General features: G+C 66.0%; 12 protein-coding genes and 1 tRNA gene. 2 read left to right on the forward strand and 11 right to left on the reverse strand.

Going from position 1 to position 13889, the window contains the following annotated elements; translation table 11 throughout:
- Positions 1-131 precede the first annotated feature (131 nt).
- From NLM25_RS01215 to NLM25_RS01230, 4 genes are all read right to left on the reverse strand, one after another.
- Entirely contained in the window at positions 132-620 is a 489-nt protein-coding gene (locus tag NLM25_RS01215; protein WP_254135741.1) for a TerB family tellurite resistance protein, read from the reverse strand.
- Positions 621-918: 298 nt separating this feature from the next.
- Entirely contained in the window at positions 919-2328 is a 1410-nt protein-coding gene (locus NLM25_RS01220) for an adenylate/guanylate cyclase domain-containing protein (RefSeq protein ID WP_254135742.1), read from the reverse strand.
- A gap of 51 nt (positions 2329-2379) precedes the next feature.
- Positions 2380-3750, reverse strand: coding sequence for a cytochrome P450 (locus tag NLM25_RS01225; protein WP_254135743.1), 1371 nt, complete (start codon positions 3748-3750; stop codon positions 2380-2382).
- A gap of 35 nt (positions 3751-3785) precedes the next feature.
- On the reverse strand, positions 3786-5156 hold the full coding sequence (locus tag NLM25_RS01230) for a hydrolase (protein WP_254135744.1): 1371 nt from the start codon (positions 5154-5156) through the stop codon (positions 3786-3788).
- A gap of 148 nt (positions 5157-5304) precedes the next feature.
- Between NLM25_RS01230 and NLM25_RS01235 the strand changes: the two genes are divergently transcribed.
- Positions 5305-6993, forward strand: a complete 1689-nt coding sequence (locus tag NLM25_RS01235) for an MFS transporter (RefSeq protein ID WP_254135745.1) — start codon at positions 5305-5307, stop codon at positions 6991-6993.
- A gap of 92 nt (positions 6994-7085) precedes the next feature.
- On the opposite strand, the gene NLM25_RS01240 is transcribed toward NLM25_RS01235, so the two are convergent.
- Positions 7086-7301: a cysteine rich repeat-containing protein gene (locus NLM25_RS01240; RefSeq protein ID WP_254114909.1), complete on the reverse strand. Its 216-nt coding sequence runs from the start codon at positions 7299-7301 to the stop codon at positions 7086-7088.
- A gap of 167 nt (positions 7302-7468) precedes the next feature.
- Complete coding sequence (locus tag NLM25_RS01245; protein ID WP_254135746.1) at positions 7469-7786, reverse strand: hypothetical protein; 318 nt, start codon at positions 7784-7786, stop codon at positions 7469-7471.
- 254 nt (positions 7787-8040) lie between these two features.
- Here NLM25_RS01245 and NLM25_RS01250 point away from each other — a divergent pair, with 254 nt between their 5' ends.
- On the forward strand, positions 8041-9102 hold the full coding sequence (locus NLM25_RS01250) for a polysaccharide deacetylase family protein (protein WP_254135747.1): 1062 nt from the start codon (positions 8041-8043) through the stop codon (positions 9100-9102).
- Positions 9103-9179: 77 nt separating this feature from the next.
- Here the strand turns inward: NLM25_RS01250 and NLM25_RS01255 are convergent, their stop codons facing one another.
- The 5 genes from NLM25_RS01255 to NLM25_RS01275 form a co-directional block, all read right to left on the reverse strand.
- Positions 9180-9560: a hypothetical protein gene (locus tag NLM25_RS01255; protein WP_254135748.1), complete on the reverse strand. Its 381-nt coding sequence runs from the start codon at positions 9558-9560 to the stop codon at positions 9180-9182.
- Positions 9561-9729: 169 nt separating this feature from the next.
- Positions 9730-9805 (reverse strand) — tRNA-Thr (locus NLM25_RS01260).
- A 99-nt stretch (positions 9806-9904) separates the two neighbouring features.
- A complete protein-coding gene (locus tag NLM25_RS01265) occupies positions 9905-11716 on the reverse strand; it encodes a heme biosynthesis HemY N-terminal domain-containing protein (RefSeq protein WP_254135749.1) in 1812 nt (603 codons plus the stop codon).
- 37 nt (positions 11717-11753) lie between these two features.
- A complete protein-coding gene (locus NLM25_RS01270; protein ID WP_254135750.1) occupies positions 11754-12980 on the reverse strand; it encodes a COG4223 family protein in 1227 nt (408 codons plus the stop codon).
- A 65-nt stretch (positions 12981-13045) separates the two neighbouring features.
- Positions 13046-13807, reverse strand: a complete 762-nt coding sequence (locus NLM25_RS01275) for a uroporphyrinogen-III synthase (RefSeq protein ID WP_254141089.1) — start codon at positions 13805-13807, stop codon at positions 13046-13048.
- Positions 13808-13889 lie beyond the last annotated feature (82 nt).

Consider the following 13889-nt stretch of genomic DNA (forward strand, 5'->3'; position numbering starts at 1 on the left):
TTGAGCAGGCGGCAGGGAAAGCAGGAAAACCGCGGATTCACGGGGGAATCCGGAACCCGCGCGGCCGAGGGCTACATTAAAGTTTTGTCATGTGGTCCGTACAACCGGCAATAAGACCGCGCCGGCGCAGCTCACCCGCCGACGGCGTCGTCCTTGATCTGGGTACCGGCGCGGTCCGCGACCGCATGCTTCAGCTCGATCCGGTCGCGCTGGGAAATCCCGAGCAGGTCGGACGCCCGCCAGACGACGTTGTCCTCGAACTCGGTGACCTGGCCGTCGGCGTAGACGAGCTCCCACATCATCTGGACGATGCGCTTGCGGCCCTCTTCGTCGAGCGAGCGCATGATGACACTGGTGAAATGATAGAGGTCGACGGCCTCGCCCTCGACCTCTGTGGCGTCCGCGATCAGGCGATCCGCGGTGCCGTGATCCAGCCCAAAGTGGCTCTCGATCAGGCTGTGCAGCTTGCGCTGCTCGGTCGCCGTCGGTTGACCGTCCAGCGAGACCACGTGAACCAGCAGCGCGGTGGCCGCAAGCCGGTAATCGCTATCACCGAATGCGCGGTCCTGCGCCTGAGGGGCGACAATGTCCGCAATGAATTGGCGCAGGCCGTCGAGCATAAGATCCTACCGAAATCAATGAAGCCGCGGGGGTCGCAGCCGCCACCAGCACTATATGAGCGGGAAACCCGACCGCCGCAACGTGCGTCAGTTTCGCGCGCGCATTACGTTTCTGCAATCTGGCCGCTGTGATTAGGCGCGAGTAGCAAGCCGACCCTCAGATGTCGTCCCTGCGAAAGCAGGGACCCATAACCACAGGCTGTGGTTTGGCGACGACTTGGGCAACGACCATCCTGCCGATTTCAGAAATCACGCGGTATGGATCCCCGCGTTTCGCGGGGACGACAGCGAAAGCCCCTCACGGTATCTCGTACACCACCATCTTGTCGGCGATGCCGCGGAGCGCCGCCTGCTTCTGGATCGGCTTGATCGCACGCTGCTCGAGCAACTCGGCGACCGCGGGTGCATCGAGCACGGGGCCGGTGATGTGGATTTCCTGCGCGGTCGACAAGCTCTGCACGCGCGCGGCGATGTTGACGGTCTGGCCGAAATAATCCTGCCGCTCGTTGAGCATCACCGCGAGACACGGCCCCTCATGGATGCCGATCTTGACAATGAGATCCTCGGTGCCGCGCTGCTTGTTCAGCTCGTCCATCGCCGCGCGCATCCGGAAGCCGGCGACGATCGCGTGCTCGGGACGGACGAAGGTCGCCATCACGGCGTCGCCGATGGTCTTCACCACGGCGCCCTTCTCGGACGAGATGATCTCGAGCAGCGCATGGAAATGCGCGCGCACGAGATCGAAGGCAGCGAGATCGCCGACACGCTCGTAGAGCGCGGTCGAGCCCTTCAAATCGGTGAACAGGAAGGTCAGCGACGTGATCTGGAGCCGCTGGTCGAGACTGAGATTGTCCGCCTTGAAGACGTCGCGGAATGTCTGGTTCGACAGCATGCGCTTGGCGGTGAGGAACGGCTTGCGCTTGCCGATCAGATGATGGAGCGCCTCGGCCGCGATGAATACCGACGGCAGCACGCGCACGCCGGCCTGGTTCTCCAGCGACAGCCGCAGCGGACCCGGCCGCATGGTCGTGGTTCCCGTCGGCGCCTGCACCTTGTTGTACATGATGGCGAGTTGCTGACGGTCCTTGGTCGGCTCGCCCTGGACGTCGATGAACTGGGCAGCGTGCGTCACCGGCTCGAAGATGATGATGAAGTCACTCGGCAGATGCAGCGACATCGTCGCCTTCTCGCCGGCCGGCAGCTCCATCGTATCCAGAGTCACCTCGTTGGCCAGCGTCGCGAACGATTCCTTGTTGAAGTCGACGCCGGAGCTCCAGAACACCTGCTTGAAATATTCCCAGACCGGAAGCGTATCAGGGTCGTGCGCAGCGATGCGCCGGACGCGCGAGTTCACGGTGAAGGACACCTCGACCTGGTCGTCGACCGAGGCCTTGTAACCGCAGGCGCAGAGCGCGCAGTGGTAATCACCCGGCTTGAGCGCCTTCAGGGTCGAATGCGCCCCCAACACGCCACCGCAGCCCGGGCACAGCACGTTCCAGCCGAGATCGAACAGCCCGAGCCGCGCCGCGTGCAGGAAGGCGGAGATCGCATGCTCTTCGTCGACGCCATGCTGCGTGGCAAAGTCGAGGACATTGACGCGGTTGAGCTCGTGATCCTCGCCGTCCTCGATGAGACGCGCGATTGCGTCGACCACCTTCGCATCGGCGGTCTGCTTGAGAACGGAAAGCTGGGCCTGGATGTCGCTCATGGCAGGGGCTCTATCTGGGTTGGACCACGCCGTCGGCGAGGCGGGCGCCTGTCATCGACGCGTGATGCGGAACATGGGTGAATGGTCCGGCTGGGTCGTGACCACGCCGAGCGGAATCACGGGACTGGTCGTCTCGGCAAGCTCGACACGGAAAGCACCGATCAGCCGGGCCAGTGCCAGCACGGATTCGGCCTGCGCGAACGGCGCGCCGATGCAGACGCGCGGGCCCGCGCCGAACGGCAAATAGGCGAAGCGGTCGGGCGCTTCCGCCGACATGAAGCGCTTGGGAATGAAGGCGTTCGGCTGATCCCACAGCTTCTCGTGCCGATGCAGCAGCCAGGGCGCGATCATGATGATGTCGCCCTTGCCGATCTCGACGCCGGCCGCATTGTCCTTTTCGCGCGCGGCACGCGCGACCAGGAAGGCCGGCGGATAGAGCCGCATGGTCTCCTCGATCACCGCGCGGGTGAACTTCTGGCGATCGATGTCGGCCATGCTGTCGAGATGTTCGCCGCGGGTTTCGGAGGCGACCTCTTCCTGCGTCTCCGGATCGAGCGCAAGCAGGTAGAGCGCCCAGAACAGCGCGGTCGCCGTGGTCTCGTGACCCGCCAGGATCATGGTCGCGACCTCGTCGACCAGCTGCTCGTCGGAAAAGCCCTTGCCGGTTTCAGGGTCGCGCGCCGCGTCCATGAGATCGAACAGGTCGCGCGGCGGCGCGCCGTCCTTCTTGCCCATCGCACGCCGCTCGGCGACCAGCATGGCGACGAATTCCGTCCAGCGTTTGCGGAAGCGGGCGCGCGCCCGATCCATCGGGGTCGGCCAGGACACCGGCAGCAGCATGTCGAGGAAATACGGCCGTCCCAGCCGCTCGCCATATTCCATGACGAAATTGCGCAAGGTCGCACCGTGCCGATCCATGCCGAACGAGAACATCGTCCGTCCGGCGATCTCCAGCGTCATGCGCTGCATCGTCTCCCGCAGGTCGACCGGGTCGCTGGTCCGCTCATCGAGCTTCGCGATGGTCTCGTCGAGCACCGCCGTCATGTGCGGGACCAGATTTGCGGTCGCGCGCGGCGTGAAGGCCGGCGCGAGCGTCCGGCGCTGATGCGCCCAGGCGTGGCCTTCCGCGATCAGCAGTCCTTCGCCGAGCACGGGACGCAGCATGCGGATCCCCGCCGGCGTGCGGGTGTAGTTCTCGTAGTTGCTGAGCAGGACGTGCCGGATTGCATCCGGCTGATTCAGGATGAAGCTGTTGTGGAGGAAGAAGCGGCCCTTGATGACGTCTTCTTCATACGCACGCTGCCCCCAGGTTGCGATCATGTTCTGCCTGAGGACCGCGACCCGGCCGAAAAACGACATGTCGTCGGGCGCACGCGGCGGGGTCGGAGGGATGATGGGCCGACGCACACTGGCGATATTCATGGCTCCCTCCCGAGAGATGTGACGCAGGCAATTAGCTAGTAAGTCAGCTCGGCAACCGCAATCCTGTTCTCGGAGGCGGGCCAGGTGCGTGCCACAATTCGTTCTTCGTCGAACTGGGCCACGACGTTACGCCCGACCTCCGCGGCCGGAAGCCGCAAGGTTGCTGCCGAATCCGTGGGCACACCCGGCTTGACGTCGGCCGGCTCCTTGCCGTCGAGCAGCACCACGTCCCGCGGCAGGCCGAAATAGCCGCGCGGTCGCGACATGATCACGACGGCGCCGGCATCCTTGTCCGCCGGCCCGAGCGGGCGCGCGGCACGCAGATGCACGACATCGGACGAGCGCGGGAAGGGCGAGCGGTAAATGTGCGTCGTCGGCGCATCCGGCGATGTCAGGACGAATTCGAGCGACCAGGACGGCTCGACCTGCGCCGGACCCCAGCGGCCGTCGGCGCCGGTCTTCGCGCTGTGCACGGCGCCGCCCTTGCGCTCACCGGTTTCGGGATCGACGCGGAAGACGTCGACGGTTGCACCTGTCACCGGACGATTGGTCGATACGCCGCCCGGTGTGCCGGTTACGAGGCCGCTCAGCCTGACGCTCTGGTCCGGCACGATCGCGATGCGCGCGGGCTCGCGGCCGGCGATGAATTTGTAGATCTCACGGAAGGCGCGCGGGTGGAACGCCACTTCGCGATGATCGAGCGCGCCGAGCACGAGGTTGGTGGCGCCCTTCAAGTCCGGCCCTTCAACGGTGACGCCGGTCGGCGTGCCGGGCTTGCCGATGAACCGGCCGTCGGCCTGGGCGTATTTGTCCATGCCGTCGCTACGCAGCGTAAGGAAGGCCACGCCCGGCGTCACCTCGCTCTCGCCCTCGTTCAGGCCGCGCAGGTATGTGCCGCGGCCGTTGAACTCGTTGTTCGGCTGGTCATCGGTCGCGAACACGCCGTGATTGGGCGTACCGCACAGCACGGCATGGCTGACATCGCCGGCGCCGCCATTCCTGATGACGTTGCGGATCGCATAGCCGCCGCGCGAGCTGCCGACCAGTGCCACGCGGGCCGCGCCGGTGCGGCGCTTCAGGTCCGCGATGGCAGCAGTGAGCTCGCGGCGCTGGTCCTCGGTCGAGGAGCGGTTCGCCTGCTCGACCTTGTCGTCACTGCGCGCATTGGGATCGGTGAAGTTGATCGCCAGCATGCGATCACGCGCAATGCCGTTGGATTCCATCCGCCACATGGTCGTCATCCAGAGCGCGTCGTAGTCGCCATTGCCGTGGACGAACAGGATCGGCGGCACCTCGGCATTCTGCGCCGCGGGCGCGGTCTGGGCCAGCGCGCCTGTCCGCAAGCTCGCAACCGCGAAAGGCAAGCTGCCTGCCCCTAGCAGGATCGACCGTCGCGACAGCTTCATATATTCCTCCGAGAAAACCATGCCTTTGCACCGCTTATACCGGCCTAACCACTGGACAGCGAAGGACTTTCGCGGGCATCACTGAATTTGCCGGAATCACCCAAAGATCACTCCAAGCCCACTTCTGCCAGCACATATGGAAGGGGATATGACCGAGCAGCCGAACCGTCAGAAATTCGCCGGCGACGGGATCACCGCGCCCTTGCGGTACACCGTGTTCCGGCGCATCTGGCTCGCCAGCCTGCTCTCCAATCTTGGCCTGCTGATCCAGGGCGTGGGCGCGGCCTGGGCGATGACGCAGATGGCGGCCTCGGCCGACAAGGTGGCGCTGGTGCAGACCGCCCTGATGCTGCCGATCATGCTGATCTCGATGCCGGCCGGCGCCATCGCCGACATGTATGACCGCCGCATCGTCACCCTGGTCTCGCTGGCAATCGCCCTGATCGGCGCGACCGCGCTCACGGTGCTGGCCTGGCTCAATCTCATTACCCCGGAATTGCTGCTCGCCTTCTGCTTCGTCGTGGGCAGCGGCAACGCGCTGTTCGGTCCGGCCTGGCAGTCCTCGGTCAGCGAGCAGGTGCCGCCCGATGCGCTGCCGTCGGCGGTCGCGCTGAACGGCATCAGCTACAACATCGCGCGCAGCTTCGGTCCCGCGGTCGGCGGCGTCATCGTCGCCGCGCTCGGCGCGGTGGCCGCCTTTGCCTGCAATGCGATCCTCTATCTGCCGCTGCTGGTCGTGCTGCTGCTCTGGCGTCGTAACACCGAACCCTCGCGCCTGCCGCGCGAGAAGCTCAACCGCGCGATGGTCTCGGGCTTCCGCTACATCACCAATTCGCCGCCGATCAAGATCGTGCTGTTGCGCACGTTGGTGATGGGCCTGATCGGCGGTGCCATCATGGCGCTGATGCCGCTGGTCGCGCGCGACCTGCTGCATGGCGGCGCGCAGACCTACGGCATCATGCTGGGTGCCTTCGGCATGGGCGCCGTGGTCGGCGCGCTCAACATCCACGAATTGCGCAAGCGCATGAGCGGCGAGGCTGCGATCCGGGCCTGTACGATCTCGATGGCATTCGCGATGGCCGCACTTGCCGTGAGCACGGAGCCGGTGCTGACCGCGACCGCGCTGGTGCTCGCCGGTGCGGTCTGGATGGCCGCGGTCGCGCTGTTCAACATCGGCGTGCAGCTCTCGGCGCCGCGCTGGGTCGCGGGCCGTTCGCTCGCGGCGTTCCAGGCCTCGATTTCCGGCGGCATCGCGATCGGCGCCTGGGGTTGGGGTCATCTCACCGATTATGCCGGTGTCGAGGTCGCGCTGCTGACGGCCGCCGGCCTGATGCTGATCTCGCCACTGCTCGGATTCTGGCTCACGATGCCGCGCGTCGGCGCGCGCAACGAGGATGCGGACGTGCTGGCCGATCCGGAAGTCAAACTGTCGCTCACGGCGCGCAGCGGGCCGCTGGTGGTCGAGATCGAGTACCGGGTCTCGCAGGAGAACGCGCGCGCCTTCCACAATGTGATGCAGGACGTGCAACTCTCCCGGCAGCGCAATGGCGCTTATGGCTGGTCGATCGCGCGCGACATCGCCGACCCCGAATTGTGGACCGAGCGCTACCACTGTCCGACCTGGCTCGACTACTTACGCCAGCGCAACCGCTCGACCCAGTCCGAGCGCGCGCTGCATCAGGAGGCGATCGCCTTCCACATCGGACCCGATCCGGTGCGGATCCGCCGCATGCTGGAGCGTCCGTTCGGCTCGGTGCGCTGGAAGGAAGAGACGCCGGATCGTGCCAGCGCCGAGGTGCTGCCGGTGGTCGCCACCGCGGCGGGAAGCAGCACGTAGATTTTTTGAGTTCGTAGCCCGCATGAGCGCGGCGACATGCGGGGCAGAAGTCCCGGATATCGCTTCGCTCATCCGGGCTACGACGCCACGTCTCACTGCCCGTGGTCCGTCAGCACCTTGTCGCAGCCTTTGCTCAGCCGGGTGCGGTTCTGCTTGAGGCAAGCAAGCACGGCACCATCGCCATTGTTCATCACGGCGCGGCAGAAGCGCGTGACGTCGCGCGCGCAGGCATCGTGCCCGGGCTGCTGCTGCGCGGATGCGCCCGATGCGCACAGGATCAAAGAAACAATGAAAAGAAATCTGGTCATCGCGTAATGCCTCTTACCCCTCGAGATGAGCGGGCGAAGCTAGTGCGACGATCCCGGAGCCGCAACGGCTTTATTGACGGGCTGCATGGCGCCACCGCGTGGCCCCGGCTTGACGCCGGGGCACATCGCGAGGGGAGCTAACCGACGCAACGATCGCTACGTCGCTCTTATTGGTTCTGGGCGTCAGCGATCTTGCGTGAGGCGCCCTTGGCGAGGTCCTTGTCCATCACCGCGCGGCAGCCCGCGCTCAGGTCCGACCGATGCTTCATCATGCACGCGGTGATCTTCGGGATGTTGGGGATTTCCGAGGAGCACAGGCGGAAGGCATCGCCGGTGCACTGCTGCTGCGCTTCGGACGAGAAGGCGAAGCTCGCGCTCGTCGAAACGATCGAGACGATGGCCGCAAGGCCCAGCGCCAGGCTGGTGTCGCGGATCCTGCTCGTCAGGGACTTTGCAGAGGACTTGTCGGAGAAAGACGTGGTCATTTGAAGCTCCCAATGGCGCCGCTGGGAACGGAGCCCGTTGTTGATGGGAACTACGATGCTCCAGCAAAACAGTTTCTACTGTGATGACCATCACGGGAGACCGCTCCTCTGTGACATCGGTCACTTTGGCGCACCTCGCTGAAAATCCGGCGCAAACGCTGTCGTGTTGGTGTCACGTTAACTGTTCCTTCGCATTAATGGCTCGTCGCGCGGGAAATTCCGCCGGGTTGGTTGCGTAATTGGAAAGAATAGCGATGCGTAATGCGTTGGGCCTGATGTTGGCCAGTGTAGTTGCCGCGGTCGTGATTGCCGCCGGCGGTTGGTTTTATTATTCCTCGCGCGCCGATCAGGGCGCTCCCAAGACAGTTGCCGCCCGTGCCGCCGATCCATTGCCGGCACAGGCGAAGCTGGCCGCCAAGGACGACGTTACGACCACCGCGACGATCGCGGCCAAGCCGACGGCAATTGCCCAGGCACCCGCGCCTGCGCCCGCCCCGGTCGCGCCAGTTCAGCCGAAGCAGGCCTGCGCCAACCCGAACGCGCTGGGCGTCTCCCGCGTGGTCGAGATCGACACCACCGGCGGCCCCGGCTTCGGCTTCGACCATTTCAAGCAGTTCGACTTCCTCACCGACAAGGAGGTCGTGCTGACCTTCGACGACGGTCCCTGGCCGGTGAACACGCCCGCGGTGCTGAAGGCGCTTGCGGATGAATGCACCAAGGGCCTGTTCTTCTCGGTCGGCAAGCATGCGACCTATCATCCGGAAATCCTGCGCCAGGTGCTGGCCCAGGGCCATACGGTCGGCACGCACACCTGGTCGCACGTCAATCTGAACGGCAAGAAGATGACCGAGCAGATGGCCAAGGACGAGGTCGAAAAGGGTATCAGCGCGGTGAAATTCGCGCTCGGTGCCAATCCCGCGCCGTTCTTCCGCTTCCCGCAGCTTCAGCACAATCCGGCGATCGTGAGCTATTTCGGCACCCGCAACGTCGCGATGTTCTCGACCGACATCGACTCCTTCGACTTCCGGAAGGGTGCGACGCCGGAGAAGATCATCGAGACGGTGATGACGCGGCTCGACAAGCTCGGCAAGGGCATCATCCTGATGCACGATTTCCAGAAGCACACCGGCGAAGCGATGCCGGCGCTGCTCGCACGGCTCAAGGCCGGCGGCTACAAGGTCGTGCAGATGAAAGCGAAGACAACGCTTCAGACGCTGCCTGAATACGACGAGGCGCTGATGAAGGACATGAAGGTGCCGACCGCCAGCACGAGCATGCGTCCGATCTCGAGCGTGGTGCAGACGGTTTCGCAGTAAGCACTGCTCGATCACCGTTCCAAAACGTGCATGGCCGGGCTTCGCCCGGCCATTTGCTTTTTGGGGGTAGGGATCGCTTACCAGTAGATGCCGTAGCGATGCAGCTCGCTGATGATGCGGCGCTCGGTCCATTCATGGTTACGTCTCGGCTTGTTCGCCTTTGCCGTCTTCGTAGCAGGCTTGCTTGTCACCGCCGGGGCCGAGGCCGTCGTTGTCGTGGTCGCTGCGGGAGTGCTCGCTGCAGCGGGTGCAGGAGCCGAGACTGCCGACGGACGCTCGATATACTTCGGAGCTTCGACCGCCGGCACAACTTCGCTGGTTTGCGTCGTTGCAGCGGTGCTTGTCGTGGTGGCCTGCGGAGCCGGCGCGTTGACCTGGCCCAGCGACAGGCTGCGGTCGCCTGCATGGGCAGACGCGGAAGCCAGGACCATGGCGGCAACCAGAATGATCTTGCGCATGTGAGATCTCCCCGAGTTGGCGTGATCGGGACATTACGGATCTCGCGTTGGGGATAATGTGACCGGGATCACTCAGAGTGCCGCGCGATCTCGAACCTGCGCGTGCTCATGCCGGCCGGATGCCGCGGTCAAAACGCTGACTTATGACGATTGGTTGAATTGGGAGCGCTGGTGCCGCAAGAGGGATTCGAACCCCCGACCCCGTCATTACGAATGACGTGCTCTACCGACTGAGCTATTGCGGCGAACCCTGCCGGAACCAGGCAATGCCGGTCCCGATACGCGCGCTCCTGATATCGGGCATGGCCCGAATTGGCAAGGTGGAGCAGGGTCCGAAATGCGTCTCACGCGCCCCAACGGGACCAGAATCCGCGCCAACCACCAGCCTGGGCCTTTGCATGGGCGGGCGTTCCGATTTGTTCCGTAAATTCATCGCTGGGACCCTCGTCATCGATCCCGGGATCATCGGGGGCGCGGACGATCGGGATGACGGCCTGGATCGGCGCCTGTGCAGGCTTGCCGAGGTCGGCGCGGGTCCGGAACACCGGGGTTGCCGCTACAGGAGATGATTCGGCCGCCTCCGGGGCCGGCGCGACCGGCTCGGCAAGCGCGACCGCAGGCTCTTCCTTGACGATCTCCTCGACGGTCTCCTTGGCAGCTTCCTTGCCAGCCTCCTTGGCCTCAGCCTCAGGAGGTGAATTGTCCTGCGCGGCTGGCACCGGCGCCGGAGTCGTTGCGACCGGTTCCACCGGGGCTTCGCTCGGGGCTGCCGTCACCCGCTTCGGCGGCGGAGCGGCCAGCATGGCTTCCTCGAAGGCCGAGGATTCGATCGTGGCGCCCTTGCCGGAGGGCAGGCTCGCGACCGGCGTCTGCCACTGGAAGGCATCGAGGCGGCCGGTGACCGGCGAGACCGGACGCCAGCGGTCGCTGACATAGCCGTCCGCGGTCCAGGCCGGATCGTGGCGGGCGCGCACCGCGCGCAGGGTCCAGGCGCGGGCACGGCCGCCGTCGCCGTGCTCGGTACGTTCGATCTCGGCCATGAGCAGCGCGACGCGCTGGGTCGGATCGTTGACGTAGGGCGCCAGCACGTCGCGCGCACGGGCGAACTCCGACGCGTCGATTGCGGCGCGCGCGATCGCCAGCTGGCCCTCGACATGGCCGGGCCTGTCGACAGCGGTCTTGTCGTTTGTCTTGGCCGCGAGCGTCTCGACGCGCTGCAAGCGCTGCCGCGCGGAATCGCCGAGCTTCACATGCGCGTAGGCGTCGGCAAGATCCGGATGCGGATTGGCGAGCCACGCAGCTTCGACCATCTTCATCGCGCGGCGCACCTGATGCGCTTCGCTCTCGAATTTGGCGGCGAGCACCGCGGCCGGCACCAACGTCGGCGCGAGCTTGATCGCCTCCATCACGCTCTCGCGCGCGACGTCGCGGTCCATGGTTTCCAATTCCAGCGCGCGCGCCGTGAGCAGTACGCCGCGCTGCCGGCGATAGGCCGCCTTGTCGATCAGGCCCGCGGACAGATTCGAATCTAGAATCGCGAGCGCGCCGCTCCAGTCGCCGCGCGCGCAGCGGAAGCCGAGCACCGCGTGCGAGGCCCAGGTCGAGGACGGCGACAGCTTGATCGCTTCCTCCGCGATCATCACGGCGCCGACAGCATCGTCGGCACGCTGCGCCTCGATGAACAGGCCGCGCAGGCCGAGCAGGCGCGTATCCTCGCGCTCGGCCATGACGCGAAAGACGCGCTGCGCCTCGTCGCGATTGCCCTCGAGCTGGGCCGACTGCGCGTGCAGCAGCAGCGCGAGCGGATCGTTGGCGGCCAGCCGCCGCGCGGTATCGGCGTGACGGCGGGCGAGGGCGGTGTCGCCATGGCCGATCGCGAGCAGGCCGTGGGTGATGGCGTGGCGGCCGCGGGCGTGACGCTTTTCGTGACGGCGGCGGCGCATGCGGCCCGGCAATCGCCAGGTCGCGGTCAGGAGGCTCCAGAGCAGGACGATCGCCACGGCAAATATGCCGAGAAGGAGCACGAACACCGGAATGGTCGGAGAGGCTCGCCAGCCGCCCCAGGTCATCACGACTTCGCCGGGCTGGTCGGCAACCCAGGCCGCGCCGGCGCCAGCGAGTGCAATCAGGACGAGGAAGAGGACGATGCGAAGCATGGCGATCCCTATTACGCGCTGATTATTGCGCGAACCTTTACTGAGCAGGCTTGACCGGATCGGACTTGGCGAGATCCGCCATGGCATCGTCGGCGAATTTGCGTGAGGCGGCGAGCGCGGCGTCGCGGGCATCGGCCTTGTCGAGCCAGGCTTGCGCCGGGGCGCGATCGGCCTCCGGCAGCGTCTTCAGCTCGCGCCGCGCCTCCGCGAAATCGTTGCGGAGCGCCGCCGCCGTCACCCGTGCGACGATGGCCCCGCGATCACTGCCGACACCGTCGGTGCGCTCGATGCGAACGAGTTTCGAGGCCCCCGCCTGGAGACGCTCGACGATGCCGGCGCTGGCCGCCGGGGCTTCCGCCGGCGGAGAGAGCTTTGGCACGATGTTGAGCAGCTCGCGGCTCAGCGCGACCGGCGTCGGGATCCCTGACGATGCAAAGGTGTCGAGCGGCTTCAGCAATTCGGGCTTGGCGGTCAGCGACCGCGCCGCGGACAGCTGCGACTGATAGGGGTCGCCATGGCGAACGGCGACGTCGAGCAGGGACGCTGCCACGACATAGCGCAGCGGCTTGTCGTCCATCGTCTTGGCATCGGCGATCTTCTCGCCCTGCTGCGCGAGCTCGGCGCGTTCGGTCTTGCTGGCGCGCTCGAGCTGCGCGACGCGGTTGGCGAGATCGGACGATGCCGCGGCGTCGCGCGGCGCGGATTTCGCGTCGTTCAACGCGCTCGCGGTCTTGTCGGACTGCGCGCGCAGATTGGCGACGTCGCCGCGCAAGGCATTGACGGATTTCTCCAGCGCGTCGATCCGCGCCACCATGGCCGGATCGGCCGCGGGCTTGCCCGCCTTGGCTTCGACCGCGGCGACACGTCCGCTGAGCGCGTCGACCGTTGCGCTCGTCACTTGCGGAGCGGCCGGCGGCGCCTGCACGGCGGGCCAGCCCAGCATCCAGCCGACCCCGATCACGACGGCCGCTGCAACGGCACCGGAGAACGGAGCGACGATCCAGGGCGATACGGGTGCGGCCGCGACGGAAGGCTGCTCCTCGGCGGGCTGCGGGTCCGGGTCAGCCGCCTCGGATTTGGACTCGTCGACCGTGGCCTGCTCGTGCGTGGCTTGCTCGGACGCCGCCTGAGCCTCCGGCTCGCCCGTCACCTCCTGCGGCTGGGTCGAGACTTCGGTTGCCTCAAGGTCGATGGTGGGCGGGGTGCGCCTGGCACGGCCGGACTCGGGAGCCAATCCTGCGTCTTCAGGCTTGTCGTCGGCCATCGTGACGGTTCCTCACACTTACATGCCCCAAACGGACCCGATTGCGTCGGATTCGGCTCGACCTCTTACGCCAAACGGGTCCGCAAAGCACGCTCCAAGGTATCAAATAAGGCATTTTCGTCCGGCGTCGCAGCCCCCAGAACCTGTGACGCGCCGGCATCGCGCAGCACGCTGGCGACCGTCTCGGACAGGCAGCATTGCGGGATCGCCAGCGCCGAGATTTCGACGCCTTCGTCCCGTGCCGCATCCAGGAAGGCCCGCGCGCTGCGACGGGAGTAATGCAGCACCGCGTCGATCCCATGCGCGGCAAAGGCTTCGCAGACATCACGCGGCAGGATCTTGACCGGAGCCATGCGATAGGTGGTCTGCGTCACCACGCTAAAGCCCTCCGCGCCAAGCTCGCCGCCGAGATCGCGCGACAAATCCGCGCCAGCGAGATAGAGCAGCGTGCTTTTCTTCTTCAGCAGCTTGTTGCGTGCGCTCTGCATCACCTTGTCACGCAAGGCCGCAGCGTCGCCGCCGGCGACGATCACATCAGTGAAGCCGGCGTCGCGCGCCACGGCAGCCGTGTGCTCGCCGACCGCGAACAGCGGCAGCTCCAGCAGGCCAAGGTTCTTCAAGCCAAGATCTTGCAATTGCGGCGCGACGGCGCGGATCGCATTGGCCGACGTGACGATGACGGCGCTGTAATCCGCCTCACTCTCGTCATGGAAGGCGACCGGCTCGAACCTGAGCATCGGCGCGAGCAGCACCACATGACCCCGCGCCCGCAAATTTTCCGCCGTCGCCTCATTGTCGGGATGCGGCCGTGTGACAAGAATGGACATCGCTTGTGTTCCCGAACCACGTGGCGGTGACGCATTCACGAGGACGGCTGCGCGTGACGATTGCGCAAGCCGACCCCGGAAT

This window comes from Bradyrhizobium sp. CCGB01 (assembly GCF_024199795.1).
GTDB lineage: Bacteria > Pseudomonadota > Alphaproteobacteria > Rhizobiales > Xanthobacteraceae > Bradyrhizobium.

Excerpts from the sequence above, each read along its gene's own strand:
- NLM25_RS01215 (WP_254135741.1), bottom strand. The coding sequence starts at position 620 with ATGCTCGACGGCCTGCGCCAATTCATTGCGGACATTGTCGCCCCTCAG.
- NLM25_RS01220 (WP_254135742.1), bottom strand. The coding sequence starts at position 2,328 with ATGAGCGACATCCAGGCCCAGCTTTCCGTTCTCAAGCAGACCGCCGAT.
- NLM25_RS01225 (WP_254135743.1), bottom strand. The coding sequence starts at position 3,750 with ATGAATATCGCCAGTGTGCGTCGGCCCATCATCCCTCCGACCCCGCCG.
- NLM25_RS01230 (WP_254135744.1), bottom strand. The coding sequence starts at position 5,156 with ATGAAGCTGTCGCGACGGTCGATCCTGCTAGGGGCAGGCAGCTTGCCT.
- NLM25_RS01235 (WP_254135745.1), top strand. The coding sequence starts at position 5,305 with ATGACCGAGCAGCCGAACCGTCAGAAATTCGCCGGCGACGGGATCACC.
- NLM25_RS01240 (WP_254114909.1), bottom strand. The coding sequence starts at position 7,301 with ATGACCAGATTTCTTTTCATTGTTTCTTTGATCCTGTGCGCATCGGGC.
- NLM25_RS01245 (WP_254135746.1), bottom strand. The coding sequence starts at position 7,786 with ATGACCACGTCTTTCTCCGACAAGTCCTCTGCAAAGTCCCTGACGAGC.
- NLM25_RS01250 (WP_254135747.1), top strand. The coding sequence starts at position 8,041 with ATGCGTAATGCGTTGGGCCTGATGTTGGCCAGTGTAGTTGCCGCGGTC.
- NLM25_RS01255 (WP_254135748.1), bottom strand. The coding sequence starts at position 9,560 with ATGCGCAAGATCATTCTGGTTGCCGCCATGGTCCTGGCTTCCGCGTCT.
- NLM25_RS01265 (WP_254135749.1), bottom strand. The coding sequence starts at position 11,716 with ATGCTTCGCATCGTCCTCTTCCTCGTCCTGATTGCACTCGCTGGCGCC.
- NLM25_RS01270 (WP_254135750.1), bottom strand. The coding sequence starts at position 12,980 with ATGGCCGACGACAAGCCTGAAGACGCAGGATTGGCTCCCGAGTCCGGC.
- NLM25_RS01275 (WP_254141089.1), bottom strand. The coding sequence starts at position 13,807 with ATGTCCATTCTTGTCACACGGCCGCATCCCGACAATGAGGCGACGGCG.